At 63.0% G+C, this 16,340-nt stretch carries 16 protein-coding genes; 6 read left to right on the top strand and 10 right to left on the bottom strand.

Annotated elements, in window-relative coordinates:
• The first annotated feature begins 194 nt into the window (after positions 1 to 194).
• Genes P3T16_RS05355 through P3T16_RS05345 form a run of 3 tightly spaced genes read left to right on the top strand, consistent with a single transcriptional unit; the run spans position 195 to position 4,284 of the window.
• Positions 195 to 2,327: a sigma-54-dependent Fis family transcriptional regulator gene (locus P3T16_RS05355; protein ID WP_429341464.1), complete on the top strand. Its 2,133-nt coding sequence runs from the start codon at positions 195 to 197 to the stop codon at positions 2,325 to 2,327.
• Positions 2,324 to 2,923 carry a flavoprotein gene (locus tag P3T16_RS05350; protein ID WP_429341463.1) on the top strand — a complete coding sequence of 200 codons (600 nt, stop codon included), beginning with the start codon at positions 2,324 to 2,326 and terminating at the stop codon, positions 2,921 to 2,923. The genes P3T16_RS05355 and P3T16_RS05350 overlap by 4 nt, the downstream gene beginning before the upstream one ends.
• Positions 2,902 to 4,284, top strand: coding sequence for a DUF6513 domain-containing protein (locus P3T16_RS05345; RefSeq protein WP_429341462.1), 1,383 nt, complete (start codon positions 2,902 to 2,904; stop codon positions 4,282 to 4,284). Before P3T16_RS05350 ends, P3T16_RS05345 begins: the two co-directional genes overlap by 22 nt.
• A 3-nt stretch (positions 4,285 to 4,287) precedes the next feature.
• Here the strand turns inward: P3T16_RS05345 and P3T16_RS05340 are convergent, their stop codons facing one another.
• The 7 genes from P3T16_RS05340 to P3T16_RS05310 form a co-directional block, all read right to left on the bottom strand.
• On the bottom strand, positions 4,288 to 4,842 hold the full coding sequence (locus P3T16_RS05340) for a thioredoxin family protein (protein WP_429341461.1): 555 nt from the start codon (positions 4,840 to 4,842) through the stop codon (positions 4,288 to 4,290).
• 150 nt (positions 4,843 to 4,992) lie between these two features.
• Positions 4,993 to 6,030, bottom strand: coding sequence for a class II fructose-bisphosphate aldolase (fba, locus tag P3T16_RS05335; protein ID WP_429341460.1), 1,038 nt, complete (start codon positions 6,028 to 6,030; stop codon positions 4,993 to 4,995).
• Between the two features lie 35 nt (positions 6,031 to 6,065).
• Positions 6,066 to 6,938, bottom strand: coding sequence for a phosphoribulokinase (locus P3T16_RS05330; RefSeq protein ID WP_429258742.1), 873 nt, complete (start codon positions 6,936 to 6,938; stop codon positions 6,066 to 6,068).
• Between the two features lie 59 nt (positions 6,939 to 6,997).
• Positions 6,998 to 8,095: a class 1 fructose-bisphosphatase gene (locus P3T16_RS05325; RefSeq protein WP_429341459.1), complete on the bottom strand. Its 1,098-nt coding sequence runs from the start codon at positions 8,093 to 8,095 to the stop codon at positions 6,998 to 7,000.
• Between the two features lie 22 nt (positions 8,096 to 8,117).
• The gene (gene cbbX / locus P3T16_RS05320) at positions 8,118 to 9,119 is read right to left on the bottom strand and encodes a CbbX protein (RefSeq protein ID WP_429341458.1); all 1,002 of its coding nucleotides are present in this window, start codon (positions 9,117 to 9,119) and stop codon (positions 8,118 to 8,120) included.
• Positions 9,120 to 9,153: 34 nt separating this feature from the next.
• Positions 9,154 to 9,582 carry a ribulose bisphosphate carboxylase small subunit gene (locus P3T16_RS05315; protein ID WP_429341457.1) on the bottom strand — a complete coding sequence of 143 codons (429 nt, stop codon included), beginning with the start codon at positions 9,580 to 9,582 and terminating at the stop codon, positions 9,154 to 9,156.
• A 37-nt stretch (positions 9,583 to 9,619) separates the two neighbouring features.
• Positions 9,620 to 11,119, bottom strand: coding sequence for a form I ribulose bisphosphate carboxylase large subunit (locus P3T16_RS05310; protein ID WP_429258738.1), 1,500 nt, complete (start codon positions 11,117 to 11,119; stop codon positions 9,620 to 9,622).
• Positions 11,120 to 11,496: 377 nt separating this feature from the next.
• On the opposite strand from P3T16_RS05310, the gene pqqA reads away from it, so the two are divergent.
• From pqqA to P3T16_RS05295, 3 genes are all read left to right on the top strand, one after another.
• Positions 11,497 to 11,571 (top strand): pyrroloquinoline quinone precursor peptide PqqA, encoded by a 75-nt coding sequence (pqqA, locus tag P3T16_RS05305; RefSeq protein WP_013342881.1) that lies wholly within the window; start codon positions 11,497 to 11,499, stop codon positions 11,569 to 11,571.
• A gap of 109 nt (positions 11,572 to 11,680) precedes the next feature.
• Positions 11,681 to 12,319: a DUF447 domain-containing protein gene (locus P3T16_RS05300; protein ID WP_429341456.1), complete on the top strand. Its 639-nt coding sequence runs from the start codon at positions 11,681 to 11,683 to the stop codon at positions 12,317 to 12,319.
• A gap of 37 nt (positions 12,320 to 12,356) precedes the next feature.
• On the top strand, positions 12,357 to 13,058 hold the full coding sequence (locus tag P3T16_RS05295; RefSeq protein ID WP_429341455.1) for a (5-formylfuran-3-yl)methyl phosphate synthase: 702 nt from the start codon (positions 12,357 to 12,359) through the stop codon (positions 13,056 to 13,058).
• 42 nt (positions 13,059 to 13,100) lie between these two features.
• Here P3T16_RS05295 and P3T16_RS05290 read toward each other — a convergent pair whose 3' ends face one another.
• The 3 genes from P3T16_RS05290 to P3T16_RS05280 form a co-directional block, all read right to left on the bottom strand.
• Positions 13,101 to 13,691 carry an aspartate kinase gene (locus P3T16_RS05290; protein ID WP_429258735.1) on the bottom strand — a complete coding sequence of 197 codons (591 nt, stop codon included), beginning with the start codon at positions 13,689 to 13,691 and terminating at the stop codon, positions 13,101 to 13,103.
• A 90-nt stretch (positions 13,692 to 13,781) separates the two neighbouring features.
• The gene (locus P3T16_RS05285) at positions 13,782 to 14,888 is read right to left on the bottom strand and encodes a hydantoinase/oxoprolinase family protein (RefSeq protein ID WP_429341454.1); all 1,107 of its coding nucleotides are present in this window, start codon (positions 14,886 to 14,888) and stop codon (positions 13,782 to 13,784) included.
• On the bottom strand, positions 14,885 to 15,955 hold the full coding sequence (locus P3T16_RS05280) for an ATP-grasp domain-containing protein (RefSeq protein ID WP_429341453.1): 1,071 nt from the start codon (positions 15,953 to 15,955) through the stop codon (positions 14,885 to 14,887). Before P3T16_RS05280 ends, P3T16_RS05285 begins: the two co-directional genes overlap by 4 nt.
• Positions 15,956 to 16,340 lie beyond the last annotated feature (385 nt).

Here is a 16,340-nt window from a genome sequence, read left to right as displayed (position 1 = left end):
GTGGAGTGTGATGTTTGCAGACAGCGGCTGCAAACGTCACACTCCACCGGTTGTCGCATGACAGGATGGGCCTGATTCAGGCGTATGCGCGCTTCCAGAAAGCGCAACGCAAGGGGAAACATACACAGATACGCGCCGGGGAGGCGCCACGAACCTTGTGGTGCATGCGCCGGACGCCACGGAGACAACGCCCCATGTCGTCGCTTGCAGACATCAATGCGCATGTCAGGGAAGTACTCAGTACCGTCAACAACCAGTTGGCGACGCGGCCCACCAGCGCCTCGGTGGCCCAGTCATGGACGCGCTGCCTGAACGAATTCAGGCTCGATCCCGCGCATTTCGTGATGCCGCCCATTCTCACGCAGCAGGAACTGGCCGCGCGACGCGAAGCCGCGAGCGACCTGATCGCCTGCTCGAAGCTCGAGATGACCACGCTGTATCAGCAGCTCGCCGATCCCGAACTGGCCGTCGTGCTCGTGGATGCGGAAGGCGTGATCGTGCATCAGGTGTCGTCGGTGCCGTTCGGCGAAGCCGTTGCCGCGGATGGTCTGCGCGTCGGTGCATTGTGGAGCGAGCGCGAAGCGGGCACGAACGGCATGGGCACCTGTCTTGCCGAACGCGAATGCATCGCGGTTTACCAGCATGAACACTTCTATCCGCGTTACACGTCGCTGACGTGCTCCGCTGCGCCGATCTTCGACGATCGCGGCGTGGTGGCGGGTGTGCTCGATGTCACGAGCCACTCGAAGCTGTTGCAGCAGCATTCGCTGGTGCTCGTCGGCATGTCGCGGCAGATGATCGAAAACCGCCTGATCGACGCGCGTTACCGTCGCGCGCACATGATCCACTTTCATAGCCGCCCCGAGTTCGTCGGCACGCTGCACGCGGGCAAGCTCGCTGTCAGCGATGAAGGCGTCGTACTCGCCGCGAGCCGCAGCGCCCTCTTCCAGCTCGATTTCCGCTCGCACGCGGAACTGGTCGGCAAACGCATCGAGGAAGCGTTCAACTCGTCGCTCGAAGACATGATCGCGCGCAGCATTCGCGGTTCGTTCCATCCGGTGACCGTGTACAGCGCGAACGCCAACAACCGCTTCTTCCTGATCGCGCAGACGCCGCGCGACGCCACGGACACGGCGACGCGCATCCTGATGACCGATCCGACCGCGCGCGATTTTTCGTCCGCGGCACGCAGCAGGAGCATCAAGCGCGATAGCAGGGATAACCGCAATGCCCGCGATACGCGCAATATAAGCGACGCCCGCGACCAGACCAGCCGTCTCGACAAACTCTCGCATCTGGAGTTCGGCGATCCCGGCATCGCTTCGCAGATCCAGCTCGCCGCGCGCGTGATCCAGCGAAAGATTCCGATCATCCTGCGCGGGCAGACAGGAACCGGCAAGGAAGTGTTCGCGACTGCATTGCACAGCATCAGCCCGAATAGCGCGGGCGCGTTTGTCGCAGTGAATTGCGCGTCGCTGCCGGAGAACCTGATCGAAAGCGAACTGTTCGGCTATCGCGCGGGCGCGTTCACCGGCGCGCAGCGTGAGGGACGACGCGGCAAGATCGTGCAGGCGAACAGCGGCACGCTGTTTCTCGACGAAATCGGCGATATGCCGATGGCGCTTCAGGCGCGGCTGCTGCGCGTGATCGAGGAGCAGGAAGTCACACCGCTTGGCGCGGAAGTCACCGTCAAGGTCGATTTCCAGCTGATTAGCGCCAGCCACCGCAATCTGATGGAACTCGTGCAAAACGGCCAGTTCCGCGAAGACCTGTATTACCGGTTGAACGGCATCGAGATTAACCTTCCGGCGCTGCGCGATCGCGCGGATGCGCTTGCGCTCATCCATCATATTCTGGAAAGCGAAGCAGACGATCCGCCAGCGCTCAGCGCAGAAGCTGAGCGTGCACTGCTGAGCTATGCGTGGCCGGGCAATATCCGGCAACTGCGCCATGTTCTGCAGATGGCCATGGCGTTGTGCGACGGCGCGGAAATTCGTTGTGCGCACCTGCCGGTGGATATCGGCCGCGGTGCATCCGGCGCGACGGGCACCGCAGGTATAACAGGCGCCGCCAGCGTGGCGCGCGGGTCGGGGGTATCGAACGCCGCCGCGCCCTTCCACCTTGCCGACGAGGCGGACATCTCCACGCTCAACGCAATCCAGCTGAAAGAGCGCGAAACGGTGCTGGCACTCCTTGACGAGCATCGCTGGAATGTCAGCAACGTCGCGAAAGGTCTTGGCATCAGCCGTAACACGCTGTACCGGAAGATGCACAGACTGCACATCCGTCTGTCTCACGACGGCTCGCCGCCTCCCGCCGACACATGAATGCACCCGTGCCCGCTCGCCGGCTCGACGAGTTCAAGCCCGACGCGCGGTTCGCGTGGTGCGTGACCGGCTCGGGTCACATGCTCGAAGAATCGATCGACCTCGCCCGGAAACTGCCGGGCGTGGACCTGTTTTTGTCAGCGGCCGGCGAGGAAGTGCTGCCGCTCTATGGCTGGACGATTCCGAAGCTGCGTGAGCATTTTCGTGTGGTACGTGATAACAGCGCGAGCAGCGTGCCCGTCGGCATGATCTATAACGGCGAATACCACACGGTCATCATTGCGCCCGCAACGAGCAACACGGTCGCCAAATGTGCGTTCGGCATTTCGGATACGTTGCCGACGAACCTCTTCGCGCAGGCCGGCAAGCAATGTGTACCAGGCATTGTTTTCGCATGCGATACGGCACCGAGTGTCATTACGCAGACGCCGCACGAATGGGTCGAGGTGCGCCCACGCACGATCGAACTCGAGAATGTGGAGCGGCTCGCGCGGATCGAGTTCACGACGGTGGCGCGCTCGCTCGATGAACTCAAGGCGGCGCTCGAAGAACGGCTGACCAACCTTAAGCTTGCATGGACCACATCGTCTTCCTGACCGGCAGACTGGCCGAGAAAAGCCTGAAGCAGGTGCTGGAAGGCATGGCGCCCACGCCGTTCACGTGGGAAATCCGCGAAATCGGGCTACAGGTCGCGGGTTTGATGACAACCGACCTGATTCTGCGTCGTGTGCAGACCCCGCTCTCCGCGAGCCGGATGATCGTGCCGGGGCGATGTCGCGGCGACCTCGATGCGTTGCGCGCACATTACGGCGTACCGGTCGAACGCGGCCCTGACGAGGTGAAAGATCTGCCGCAGTTCTTTGGGCGCGAAGCACAGCACTTCGATCTGTCGCACTATGAGACGGAGATCTTCGCGGAAATCGTCGATGCGCCGCGGCTCGATCTCGACGGCATCGCGGCCCGCGCGCGGCTCTATGCGGATCAGGGCGCGGACGTGATCGATATCGGCTGCCTGCCTGAGACGCCCTTCCCCCATCTCGACGACGCTGTGCGGATGCTGAAGGAACAGGGCTATCGCGTGAGCGTCGATTCGATGCAGACCGACGAACTCGTGCGTGGCGGCCGTGCGGGCGCCGACTATCTGATGAGTCTGAACCTCGATACGCTGTGGATCGCCGATGAAGTGCCTTCAACGCCCATTCTGGTCGCACGTGAGCCGCGCGATCCCGCATCGCTCGATGCGGCAATCGATGCGATGAGCCAGCGCGGCCGCGCGTTCCTCGCCGATCCGATTCTCGATCCGATTCCGTTTGGGCTCGCGGCATCGATCGCGCGCTATGTCGGGTTGCGCGAGCGTTATCCGCAGATCGGCATCATGATGGGCATCGGCAACGTCACAGAACTCACCGAAGCGGATACGAGCGGGATCAATGCGGTGCTGCTGGGCATGGCCGCGGAGTTGCGCGTGAGCGCGGTATTGACGACATCGGTCAGCCTGCACGCGCGGCGCGCGATACGCGAAGCGGACGTCGCGCGACGTGTGATGCACGCGGCGCGTGAAGCGCAGGTGCTGCCCAAGGGCATCTCTGGTGACCTTTCCGCGCTACACGCAAAGCGACCGTTTCCGTATGACGCGCACGAAATCGACGAGGTGGCGAGCGCGGTGCGCGATCCGAATTTTCGTGTACAGGTCGCGGCGGATGGCATTCACGTCTATAACCGGGACGGGCATCAAACGGCTCAAGATCCGTATGCGCTTTACCCAGGGCTTAAGCTCGAAGCCGACGGCGGTCACGCGTTTTATATGGGCGTGCAGCTGGCGCGCGCGGAAATTGCGTGGCAACTGGGAAAGCGCTTTGATCAGGACACGGCGCTGGACTGGGGCTGCGAGGTTGACCGCCCTGAAGAAGATCTGAGCGCTTGGCACGCGCCGGGCGTGACGCTTAAGAAACGGTGAAGGTCATGGCGCCATTTTCCATTTGATCGAACAGCCCATCGCCGGATACTGTTGATCCGATACGACGCCCACTTTTGCGATTTGCCGCATCGCCTCGAACAGATCGCGTCGGGCATCAGGGACGGGCGCGCTCCGCGACGCGTCGACTCGCCCGCGATAGCGCAGCGTCAGGTCCGCATCAAAGCCGTAGCATTCGGGCGTACACACCGCGTCGTATGCGTGCGCAATCTGCTGGGTTTCGTCGTACAGGTAAGGAAACGGAAGCTTCCATTCCGCTGCGAATTCCACCATGTGCTCAAACGAATCTTCCGGATAGGTCAACCCGTCGTTCGAACTGATTCCGACCACGTTGACGCCGATCTCAGCCAGCTCGCGTGCGTCCCGTACAAGATGCGGCAGCGCACCCCGCACATACGGACAGTGGTTGCACATGAACACCACCACGAGGCCGCGCTCGCCGCGAACGTCGTCGAGTGAAAGCGTGCGTCCGTCGGTAGCGGGCAGGGAAAACGCGGGCGCCTGTGTGCCCAGTTCACCAGCGGGAGATTCGGTAGCCATCGTGCGCTCCTGAAACCGGCGACTTCAATAGCCGCCGTCTTGATCCGCCAGCATACGCCCAGCCGCGAATTCGTTCACGCCGGCAAGTTCATCACGCATCTGGCGCACCCTCCTCGTGAAAAACATGAAAGCGTCTGCTGGCTGGCGCGCTCAGTGATACCGCCGCGCCATTGCATCGAGTGTCAGCGGCTTGATGCGATCCGCCTGCCCCGCACAACCGAACGCCTGAAAGCGTTCAATGCAGAGCTCACGTGCCGCCACGGTCGCCGCTTTCAACGCGTGCCGTGGATCGAATTCCGTGCGTGCCGATGCCAGCGCCCGGCGCATTGCACCCGTCATCGCGAGACGGATATCCGTGTCGATATTCACCTTTCGGACACCGTTTGCGATGCCACGCTGGATCTCTTCGACGGGCACGCCCCATGTCGCGGGAATGTCGCCGCCGTATTCGCGGATCGTCGCGAGCCATTCCTGCGGCACCGACGACGACCCATGCATCACCAGATGCGTGTCCGGCAGCCGCTTGTGAATCTCGACGATGCGGTCGATCGCGAGAATATCGCCGGTCGGCTGACGACTGAACTTGTACGCGCCGTGCGACGTGCCAATCGCAATGGCGAGAGCGTCAACACCGGTTGCTTCCACAAACGCGTGCGCCTGTTCCGGATCGGTCAGCAGGTCCTCGCGCGTGAGTTTGCCTTGCGCGCCTACGCCATCTTCTTCGCCAGCCTCACCGGTTTCAAGCGAACCGAGACAGCCGAGCTCGCCTTCGACCGACACGCCGACCGCATGCGCCGCCTCCACCACGCGGCGGCTCACCTCGACGTTGTACTCATACGCGGCCGGCGTTTTCTGGTCCGGCAACAGCGAGCCGTCCATCATCACCGAGGTAAATCCAGAACGGATCGCCTGCTGGCATACCGACGGACTCGCCCCATGATCCTGATGCAGCACGACGGGCAGATCCGGATGCGCTTCGATCGCGGCCAGCACGAGATGGCGCAGGTACGGCTCTCCCGCGTATTTGCGCGCGCCTGCCGACGCCTGCAGGATCACCGGGCTGCGGGTCGCATCGGCGGCCTGCATGATCGCCTGAATCTGCTCCATGTTGTTGACGTTGAATGCGGGCACGCCGTAGCTGTGCTCCGCGGCGTGATCCAGCAGTTGACGCAAGGCGATGAAAGCCATCACAGACTCCTTGAGGTCGATCGGAAACGGGTTCGTCAGGCGCGCGCGCGGCGATCGATCAGCTGCAGGATCATCGGCGTGAAAATAAGCTGCATCGCAAGCCCCATCTTGCCGCCGGGCACGACGATCACATTCGGGCGTGACATAAACGAGTCGTGCAGCATCGTTAGCAGATACGGAAAGTCGATGCCTTTAGGCCGCGCGAAACGGATCACGACAAAGCTTTCGTCGGCGTTCGGAATCTCACGTGCAGTAAAGGGATTCGACGTATCGACGGTCGGCACGCGCTGAAAATTCACGTGTGTGCGCGAAAACTGCGGACAGATGTAGTTCACGTAATCCGGCATGCGCCGCAGGATCGTGTCGACGACCGCTTCGTGCGAATAGCCGCGCATCGTCTGGTCGCGATGCAGCTTCTGGATCCATTCGAGGTTGATGATCGGCACAACGCCGACCAGCAGGTCCGCATGCCGCGCGACGTCGACTTTCTCCGTAACCGCCGCGCCGTGCAGGCCTTCGTAGAACATCAGGTCCGTTTTCTCGGGAACATCCATCCACGGCGTGAAGGTACCCGCGTCCTGATTGCATGCCGCCGCTTCCGCGTCGTCGTGAACGTAGCGGCGGAACTTGCCGTTACCCGCCTCGCCGTAACTCGCGAACAGCTGTTCGAGTTCTTCGAGCAGGTTAGCCGCTGGACCGAAGTGACTGAAATTGAGCTCACCGTCGCGCTCGCTTTGCTTGAGCGCTTCGCGCATGCCTTTGCGGTCATAGCGATGAAACGCATCGCCCTCAACGATCTGTGCATTGATGCGCTCCCTCCGGAAAATATGCGTGAAGCTCTTCATGACCGTGGTCGTGCCTGCGCCGCTCGAACCGGTCACGGCAATGATCGGGTGTCTGACTGACATGCGCGTCTCCCTGAGTCTGCTATCTGCCCGTATGATGCTCAAGCCCGTTGAAGAACGCGTTATGCAGGCGTTTCCGGCAGAAACAGCGAGCGTTCGTTGAAGAGCGGCGACGTGAATGGCTTGTCTTCGCCGCGATCGTATTCGCTGTGATAGCGGCCAATGCGCGCCACTTCGTTCTTCGAGCCGAGAATCACCGGCACGCGCTGATGCAGTTTCTGCGGGACGACATCGAGAATCCGCTCGCGTCCGGTGATGGCCTGCCCGCCCGCCTGCTCGACGAGAAAACTCATCGGGCTGGCTTCATACAGCAAACGCAGCCGCCCTTCCATCGCGGGCGTTTTGAAATCGCGCGGATACATGAAAACACCGCCACGCATCAGAATGCGATGCACCTCCGCGACCATCGATGCAATCCAGCGCATGTTGAAATCGCGCGTGCGGCAACCGCTGCGGCCGTCCTTGCACTCCTGTACATAACGACGCACGGGTGGCTCCCAGAAACGTTCGTTCGATGCGTTGATCGCGAACTCGCAGGTATCTTCGGGAATGCGGATATCGGAATGCGTCAGGACGAAGTTGCCGACGTCACGTTCCAGCGTGAAGCCATGCGTGCCGTTGCCAACGGAAAGCACCAGCATCGTCGAGGGTCCGTAGATCGCATAGCCCGCTGCGACCTGTTCATAGCCGGGGCGCAGGAATTCGCTCCCGGTTATCAAGGCGTCGCGTCGTCCGTCTTTAACCCGCAGCACGGAAAAAATCGACCCCACCACACCGTTGATGTCGATATTCGATGAACCATCGAGTGGATCGAACGCGAGCAGATACTCGCCGCGCGGATACGCTTCTGGAATCGCGTAGACCTCTTCCATTTCCTCCGACACCATGCCCGCGAGCAAACCGTCCCACTCGCAGTGCTGCAGGAAGATGTCGTTAGTGGTGAGGTCGAGCTTCTTCTGTTCCTCGCCATGCGTGTTGACGGTTTCCGCCGAGCCGTAGTTTCCGCCTAGCGCGCCTTTGGTGAGTGCTGCGGAGATCGTCTTGATCGATGCCGCAACATCGATCAACAACGCCGACAGGCCCGCCGCCGATACAAGAGATGGCTTGCGGTCGAGCGTGTCGATGAGGAACTTCGAAAGCGTGGTGCGTCCGTCCTGCATGGCAATCTCCTCGGGAAACGAATCAGGTCGGCTCGGGCGGTGCGTGCACTGCTCCGTTAAATACGCGGCTTGCGCGGATATCCGCGGCGGTTAGCAGCGTTAGCGCAACGGCATCCGCGGGCGCGCCCCCTTTGAGCGCATCCGCAAAGAGACGGTTCGCCTGACGCAGTCGCGATCGGTCCAGCGCATTGCGCACCGAGCGCGCGTTTGCGAAGTTCGGCTGATGAATGCGGCGATCCAGGTATTCGCTGAAGGCAAGGCGTGACGCGCCGTCGAGGCGGTAATGCATCGTCGCCAGCATGCGTTCGGCGATGTCGAGCAGTTCCGCGGCGTCGTAGTCGGGAAACGTAATGTGATGCGCAATCCGCGACCGGAAACCGGGATTGCTCTGAAAGAAGGTCTCCATTCGCGATTCATAGCCCGCGAGAATCACCACGAGGTCGCCACGCTGGTTTTCCATCGTCTGCAGCAGGATCTCGATAGCTTCCTGACCGTAGTCGCGCTCGTTTTCGGGGCGATACAGGTAGTACGCTTCGTCGATGAACAGCACGCCGCCCATTGCGCGCTTGAGCACGTCACGCGTTTTAGGCGCGGTATGGCCAATGTACTGGCCGACGAGATCGTCGCGCGTTACCGAAACCAGATGATTGCGGCGAATATAGCCGAGACGATGCAACACTTCGGCCATGCGCAGCGCAACAGTTGTCTTGCCGGTGCCCGGATTGCCGGAGAAACACATATGCAGTGTCGGCGCACCGCTTGCGATGCCAAGCGTTTCGCGCGCACGTTCGACCAGCAGATGCGCGGCAATCTCGCGAATGCGGGTTTTCACCGGCACAAGCCCGACCAGATCCCGATCGAGTTCGGCGAGCACGTCGCCGATGCCCGAATCGCGAAAGAGACCAACAAGGTCGACCGTGGCATGCGTTGCTGGCGGGCTGGTGCGAGGCAGCTCATTGGGCGCCTCATTGCCCACCTCATTGGCCACCGCAGCCGGCAGATCGAGTTCAGCTTCGACGGTCATCGGTGATCTCCCTGTTGCATGCACGCGTCGAAATTCACTGCGAATCCACGTAGCGCTCGCCCGAAGGACGATCCGACGCGTAGCTCCTCATGCTGTAGCGCTGCACCCGCCCCTGCGCTTCCTGTCGATCGAGACGGAAGCCCGGCTCAACCGCCGGCCGGTTGACGATGAACGACATGCGCATCGTCTCGAAGCCGCGCACCGAATCGAACGCGTTGATCTTGATGTAGTGCTGCGGATACGATTTGCGGCACGCGTTCACCTCCTGCAACACGCCCGCGGCGTCGTGAAGATCGAACATCGGCAAGCCCCACATTTCCCAGTACGTGTTGCGCGGATGCGGGTCGTCGGTGTATTCGACGGAGCATGCCCAACCCTCGCGTAATGCGTAGTCGATCTGCAGGCCGATTTCCTCGTCGGTCAATTCCGGCAGAAATGAGAATGTGCCTTGAGTGATGCGCATGGTGGACCTCTTCGTTCGAACCAGCGATGAGTGATGCTTAAGCCGCAGTCGGCGTAGCAGCGAAATCGGGTGTATCGGTCGACGCATAGTTGAACGTCACGTCGCGCCACGTATCGAGCGCCTGCTTGAGCGGCGTGCACCAGCGCGCGGCGGCTTCGAGCAGTTCCGGCCCTTCGTTGACGATGTCGCGCCCTTCATTGCGCGCTTTCACGATCGCTTCGAGCGCCACGCGATTCGCCACCGCGCCCGCCTGAATGCCCGCTGGATGCCCGATCGTGCCGCCGCCGAACTGAAGAATCGCGTCGTCGCCAAACAGATCGATCAACTGGTGCATCTGTCCCGCGTGAATGCCGCCCGACGCCACCGGCATCACCTTGCGCAAACCGGCCCAGGGCTGGTCGAAGAAAATCCCGCGCGACAGATCGACCTCGTTATGCGACGCACGGCACACGTTGTAATAGCCCTGCACGGAAAGCGGATCGCCTTCGAGCTTGCCGACCGCCGTACCCGCGTGAGCATGATCCACGCCCGCCATGCGCAGCCACTTCGCGATCACGCGAAACGAGATGCCATGATTGCGTTGGCGCGTGTACGTGCCATGCCCCGCGCGATGCAGATGCAGGATCATGTCGTTCCTGCGTGCCCATTTCGACATCGACTGGATCGCCGTCCAGCCGATCACCAGGTCGATCATCACGATGCACGAGCCCAGCTGCTTCGCGAATTCAGCGCGTTCGTACATGTCTTCCATCGTGCCGGCCGTCACGTTCAGGTAATGGCCCTTCACTTCGCCGGTTTCGGCCTGCGCGCGGTTCACCGCTTCCATCGAGAACAGAAACCGGTCGCGCCAGTGCATGAAGGCCTGCGAGTTGATGTTCTCGTCATCTTTCAGAAAATCGAGCCCGCCTTTAAGCCCTTCGTAAACGACGCGCCCGTAGTTTTTGCCCGACAGCCCAAGCTTCGGCTTGACGGTCGCGCCAAGCAGCGGACGCCCGTACTTGTCGAGCCGCTCGCGCTCGACGACGATGCCCGTCGGCGGTCCCTGAAACGTCTTCAGATAGGCCACCGGAATGCGCATGTCTTCGAGCCTCAACGCTTTCAGCGGCTTGAAGCCGAACACATTGCCGATGATCGATGCAGTGAGATTCGCGACCGAGCCTTCCTCGAACAGATCGAGTTCGTAAGCGATATAAGCGAAGAACTGCGGCTCCGCTGCGCTCGACGCAGGCACCGGTTCGACCCGATACGCTTTCGCGCGATACATGTCGCACGCAGTAAGCCGGTCGGTCCAGACGACTGTCCATGTCGCCGTCGACGATTCGCCGGCCACAGCGGCCGCGGCTTCTTCCGGTTCGACACCCGGTTGCGGCGTAATGCGAAAGAGCGCGATAACGTCGGTATCTTTCGGTGTGTAATCCGGTTGCCAGTAGCCCATCTCGCGATACTTCATGACACCGGCCGCATAGCGGGAACGCGGATCCGCTCTATTGCGTTCGTGCGATGCGGGCTCGATGGCGGCCTTGCTGAAGTCGTTCATGAAATGTCCTCGGTGGTTGGATACGCGCCAGGCGAAGCAGAAGGGGCGGCGGCTGTCAGCCTGCGTCCATGTCCGCAATGTAGGCGCGCCCCTCGTCGAAGGGAATTCACGAATTTCTTTGCCATCCCTAAGCGATTCTTTGGCTCACGTTGAGATCAGTGCGTGCACAACTGCCAGAAACTCGTATGATGGTGAAACACTTTGCTGCGTTTCTGCGACAGTAATCCGTGCAACCCGTGGCGTTCGCAGCGAGGTTCCAGTGTCCGCTTCACTGTGCTGCTTCTGGCACGGCGCTTGCGTGATTTCCGGTGCTGATCCGTTCCGGCGCGGCTCGATGTGTCGGCGGCGAAAGCCCCAACCAACCTTGGAGGATGACTATGCAGTGGACGACACCGAGTTACACCGATATGCGTTTTGGTTTCGAAATCACGATGTATATCGCAACCCGTTAATCCCGCACGCGCCGCCTTCGCGCGGCTGCCGTGCGGCAATGCTCCAGCCAGCAGAGCGCTGGCAACCCCGCCGGCTCGTAGTACGCCGCAACGTTCAGCGTTCCTCGCCATGATTTACGAAACGATCGTTACGACTGTGGCGCGCGACGGCCGGCCTCACATTGCGCCGATGGGTGTGCGTTTTGAAAATGGACGCGCAATCCTCGCGCCGTTCAGACCTTCCACCACGCTCGACAACATCCTCGCCACCCGCGCCGCTGTCATCAATTTCACGAACGACGTGCGCGTCTTCGCCGGCTGCGTCACAGGCTATGCGTTTGACTGGCCCACATCGCCCGCTACGCGCGTGGCAAGCGTGCGACTCGACGGCGCGCTTGCGCACACGGAACTCGAACTCGACGAAGTGCGCGACGATGGCGAGCGCCCTGCGTTGCACATGCGTTGCGTGCACCAGGAAATGCACGCGCCGTTTCCCGGCTTCAATCGCGCCCAGGCAGCAGTCGTTGAAGGCGCGATTCTCGTCAGCCGGCTTTTCATGCTGCCTGCCGCGAAAGTGGACAACGAAGTCGCCTATCTGAAGATCGCCATCGACAAAACCGCGGGCGACGCTGAACGCGTCGCGTGGGGCTGGCTGATGGACGCAATCGCGCGTTATCGCGCACAGGCGGGCACGTCGCCGGCTGCATCATCGAAAGCCTCGTCGGACCCGTCGCCGAACCCGTCATCGAATACGTCACGCGCCGCCTGACGCGTTGCAGCAAAGCCGCCCTTTTCTGGAGACTTCCATGACCGCACTGCTCGCGAGCGTCCGCTCCTATGACGAAGCATTCGACGCCGCGCAGGCCGGCGCCGAACTCATCGATCTGAAAGAACCGCGCGATGGCGCGCTCGGTGGCGTACCGGTCGACGAAATTGCGCGCATCGTGCGGGCACTGCGCGCGCACTATCCGGTGAAGCCGATCAGCGCGGCGATCGGCGACGTGCCGAACGACGCGCTCGACGACATCGCCGCACGCGTGATTGGCGTGAGCGACACCGGCGTCGATTATGTGAAGGTAGGCGTCACGGCGGGATCGTCGGCGCGCGCGTGCCTTGCGCATCTTGCGAGCCTGCCCGCGACGGTGGTGCCAGTGCTGCTCTGCGATGAAGGCGTCGATGCGGCGCTCTCCGACTATGCGGCCGGGCTGGGCTTCGCGGGCATCGTGTTCGATACGGCGAGCAAGGACGGCCGCACGCTATTCGACCGCGTCGACATGGCGACGCTGGCGCGCTGCCTTTCCGTGATCGCCGCGCGCGGCGCAATGACGGGCGTCGCAGGTTCGCTCGGCTGGGCGCAGCTCGCGCAGATTCACGCGCTCAAGCCGGATATCGCGGGTTTTCGCACGGCCTTGTGTGCCGAAGGACGCTCGGCCCGGCTCGATCCCGGCTACGTCGCGCGGTGGGCCGAGGCGCTGCATCATGCGCCGCGCGAAACGCATGTGATGTGACAACGCGCGTCAAGCCCCGCAGACCGCTGAACATTGCTCTGCCTACGCGGCCGGTACGTGCAGTAACCGGTCGCGCATCAGCGCCACATCGCGCCGGTTCAACAGCTCGACGACATAGTTTGCGTCGCTGACGTAGTTCACGAAGCGCGCGTCGAGCACGCCATCCAGGCTCAGCGAGGCCAAAGGCGTGCCCGCCTCCACCTCACACGATTTCACGACGATCAGGCGCTCGGCGTTGAGCGTCGTCGAAAGCCACGCGGCGAGGCTGTCCGATGTGGTGTCCCAGTTGGTCGTCGCGTCGGGCGTGTCGCGCATCAGGCCGGTCGGCACCCACACGGCGACCTGCCCGTCACGCAGCGCGCGGCGGATGCGCTCCTCGTTGGCGGCCAGGACCAGTTCGGGCAAAACGCCCTGCATCAGGATCGCGTATTGTGTCATCGCCAGAAGGCACATGTTGTGAGCCGCGAGGTCGTCGAAGTGCCACTCGCTCTGATACTGGCGGACCTGGTCGGCGAAATCGCCGCCGCCCGGCACGATCACCACGCGCCCGCCGCCGAGCTCCCAGAGCTGCGTCAACCATTCGCGCAGCAGCGGGTCGTGACTGAGGCTTCCGCCGATTTTCACCACCCACATGACCGATACCCTCGCTCCAGGTTGACGCCATCGACGGCTCCTTTTCTGCTTCGGGCCGACGCGCTCCGTGTTGTGTCCCGCAATCCCGTTTCACGCAGTCTGGGCGGCCTCCACGCGCGCCCCCGAGTGCGCCAGCAGTGCTACCGCGACGCTCGGCGCGCACGTCGCGACCCATTCGGCCAGTTCAGCGTTCGCAGGCGGCACGCCGGCCAGCACGGCGAAATCGATATATCCGCGCCCGTCCTGCTGCGCGAGCGCCGTCGCGAGAAAACGTCCGCATCCCGCGCCGACGAGTGGCGCTGCCGCCAGGGCCGGGTGCGCAACCCGCACGCGCGCGAGGTTCGTCGCGATGGTCGAGAGCTGCTCGTGACGCCAGCGCTGCGCGAAGCGCCGCCATTCGGTTTCGGTGGCGTCGGCGGCGTCACGGCCGATCATCCTCGCGATCCGCACGCGGCTGGCCGCTTCGGTCTTCGGGCCGTTATCCGCGCTCGGGTGCTGGTCGTGCGCGGGCCACAGTTCACCCGTCAACCGGTAGACGTCGGCGGTGGTAGCAAACCATTCGTTCATGACGTTTGTCGTCTGGTCGCGAAACAGGATCTGGTGCGCGACGCCGCATAGCGGCGTGCGCACCACGCCCTGATAGACCAGTTCACCGCTGACGAGCCGCGCGGCATCGTTTGCGCCTTGCGCCGCCACCCGGCCGCCGACGACAGGAATGATGTCCGTGGTCGTGCTGCCGATATCGATGAGTACTGCGTCGGGCACGCGCGTCGCGAGCCATTGCGCCGTCGCCAGCCAGTTCGCCGAGGCCACCGCGCGCCACTGGCCCGCGCAGGCGGCGGCGTCCAGCCAGCCCTCGGCGCCTGCAAAAAAGCGCGTCTGCGGGCCGAGACGTGCCGCGAGCGCGCGGGTCAATGCACGTACGCCGGTTGCGCGATCGGCGAACAGATCGACCATTTCGCCCGTCATCGTCAATGCGTGCTGCGCAGCAGCAGCGCCCGCGTCGGGCCAGCGTGTGAAAACGTGATCGATCGCGCGCTCCAGGTGATCGAGCCCCTGCCACAGCGGACACGCCCATTGCGCGACATCGCACAACGCACCCGATGTGTCGATCATCGACACCTTCACGTGCGCGCCGCCTACATCCCAGCCAAAGGTCGGCGCGTGAACGGGCGAAGGGATGTGCACGCCGTTCATGACGCGACCCTGCGCTCGCCCATCCCGGCATGGCGCGCCGAAACGGACGCCGCGTCAACGCCGGCAGACCTCACCGTCACGCCATGCGATTCCAGCAGCCAGCCCGCGAGATTGCGCCCGAGCCGCGCCGACAGCCCCGCATAGGCCGCCGTCAGACGCGGATTAACCTCAATCACGACAGGACCGCGCTGCGGATGCCACACGAGGTCGATCCCCACGAAGCCACGCAAGCCCGGCAACGCGGCGACAACACGTTGCGCCAGCGCATCGAGTGCACGACCCTGCTCGCCTCGACGATCGATCTGGTCGACCTGTACGCCGCTGAACTCGATCACGCGTTCAGCGTGACCGGGTGAAGGCATATCGGGTATGCCGATCTGCTGCCGGTTGATGCTGATGAGTTCGGCACGGTCCTCGCCGCAGATCAGCGAGAGGCTGAGCGGTTCGCCCTCGACCCACGCCTGAAGCACCGGGTTGCGCCCGGATGCGACGCGTGCGTGATATTCGGCGCAGGCGTCGTCGAAGCGGTCGAAGAGAAACGTATCGAGGCCACCCGCGCCGTCATCCGGCTTGACGACCCAGCCGCTTCCTTCCGATGGCGCAGCGTGTTCGTGTTCAGGGGCGAACGCGGGTGTCACAGCGATGCCATGCGCCGCGAGACAGGCCGCCGTCGCGCGCTTGCTCGACGCGATGTCGATCGCCTGCTCCGTGCAGCCAAGCCAGCGCGCCGCGCCCACGGCATCGTGCAACTGACGCAGCAAGCCATCGCATTCCGGCGCGATCACCCACGCGTAATCGTGCTCGCGGGCCACACGCGCAACAAAGTGGCTCATGGTTTCGCCAGGCGCCGCGCGGCAATGCGCGACTGACGCATCGATGTGCTCGAAGCGCGAACTCGCGAACGTCACGTGCACGCCTTCGAGTTCGCGCAGATCGGCGACAAGCGCATCGCGCATTGCGCGGCCTTCGACGATCAGCGCGCTCAGGTCAGCGAGACTCCCCTCGCCGGCCAGGTCCGGATCGATGCCGCCGCCGGTCAGGTACTCGTACACAAATAGCTTGGTCACGGGAGGTCATCCATGCAGGTGAGATCCGGGGCGTGTATGGCGCGTAGATCCGCGCGTCACGCCGCTCTGGGCCCAGCGCCTCTGCACGACACAATATCCGTGCCACGCGGGCACGGAACAATCCAGGTGTAATGCGTTGGCAAGGCGGGGTGTTGCAGCGCGCAGCAATCGGGTGACACAGTGTTTCAGAACGAAGCACATACTGTGCTGTGCGGACGTGCTGCTTCTGCGCGCCCTTGCACAGGGCACGTTACGGCAGACGATCGTCGATGCCGAAATGTGAACGGCCCGTGATCCGCATCTCGCGCGGATCCGTTCGACACGCGATACTGCGAACCGCATGCGGCGCCGCAGCGCACGCAAACCGGCACGGTCCTTGCTGAAA

Origin of the sequence: Paraburkholderia sp. GAS42, from assembly GCF_050436565.1 — a bacterium.
Classification (GTDB): Bacteria; Pseudomonadota; Gammaproteobacteria; order Burkholderiales; family Burkholderiaceae; genus Paraburkholderia.
The sequence above is the reverse complement of the archived record's forward strand: the minus strand, read 5'-3'. Positions and strand labels throughout refer to the sequence as shown.

Excerpts from the sequence above, each read along its gene's own strand:
- P3T16_RS05330 (WP_429258742.1), bottom strand. The coding sequence starts at position 6,938 with ATGTCAGTCAGACACCCGATCATTGCCGTGACCGGTTCGAGCGGCGCA.
- P3T16_RS05325 (WP_429341459.1), bottom strand. The coding sequence starts at position 8,095 with ATGCAGGACGGACGCACCACGCTTTCGAAGTTCCTCATCGACACGCTC.
- fba (WP_429341460.1), bottom strand. The coding sequence starts at position 6,030 with ATGGCTTTCATCGCCTTGCGTCAACTGCTGGATCACGCCGCGGAGCAC.
- P3T16_RS05285 (WP_429341454.1), bottom strand. The coding sequence starts at position 14,888 with ATGAACGGCGTGCACATCCCTTCGCCCGTTCACGCGCCGACCTTTGGC.
- cbbX (WP_429341458.1), bottom strand. The coding sequence starts at position 9,119 with ATGACCGTCGAAGCTGAACTCGATCTGCCGGCTGCGGTGGCCAATGAG.
- P3T16_RS05300 (WP_429341456.1), top strand. The coding sequence starts at position 11,681 with ATGATTTACGAAACGATCGTTACGACTGTGGCGCGCGACGGCCGGCCT.
- P3T16_RS05295 (WP_429341455.1), top strand. The coding sequence starts at position 12,357 with ATGACCGCACTGCTCGCGAGCGTCCGCTCCTATGACGAAGCATTCGAC.
- P3T16_RS05290 (WP_429258735.1), bottom strand. The coding sequence starts at position 13,691 with ATGTGGGTGGTGAAAATCGGCGGAAGCCTCAGTCACGACCCGCTGCTG.
- P3T16_RS05310 (WP_429258738.1), bottom strand. The coding sequence starts at position 11,119 with ATGAACGACTTCAGCAAGGCCGCCATCGAGCCCGCATCGCACGAACGC.
- P3T16_RS05345 (WP_429341462.1), top strand. The coding sequence starts at position 2,902 with ATGGACCACATCGTCTTCCTGACCGGCAGACTGGCCGAGAAAAGCCTG.
- P3T16_RS05355 (WP_429341464.1), top strand. The coding sequence starts at position 195 with ATGTCGTCGCTTGCAGACATCAATGCGCATGTCAGGGAAGTACTCAGT.
- P3T16_RS05315 (WP_429341457.1), bottom strand. The coding sequence starts at position 9,582 with ATGCGCATCACTCAAGGCACATTCTCATTTCTGCCGGAATTGACCGAC.
- P3T16_RS05340 (WP_429341461.1), bottom strand. The coding sequence starts at position 4,842 with ATGGCTACCGAATCTCCCGCTGGTGAACTGGGCACACAGGCGCCCGCG.
- P3T16_RS05350 (WP_429341463.1), top strand. The coding sequence starts at position 2,324 with ATGAATGCACCCGTGCCCGCTCGCCGGCTCGACGAGTTCAAGCCCGAC.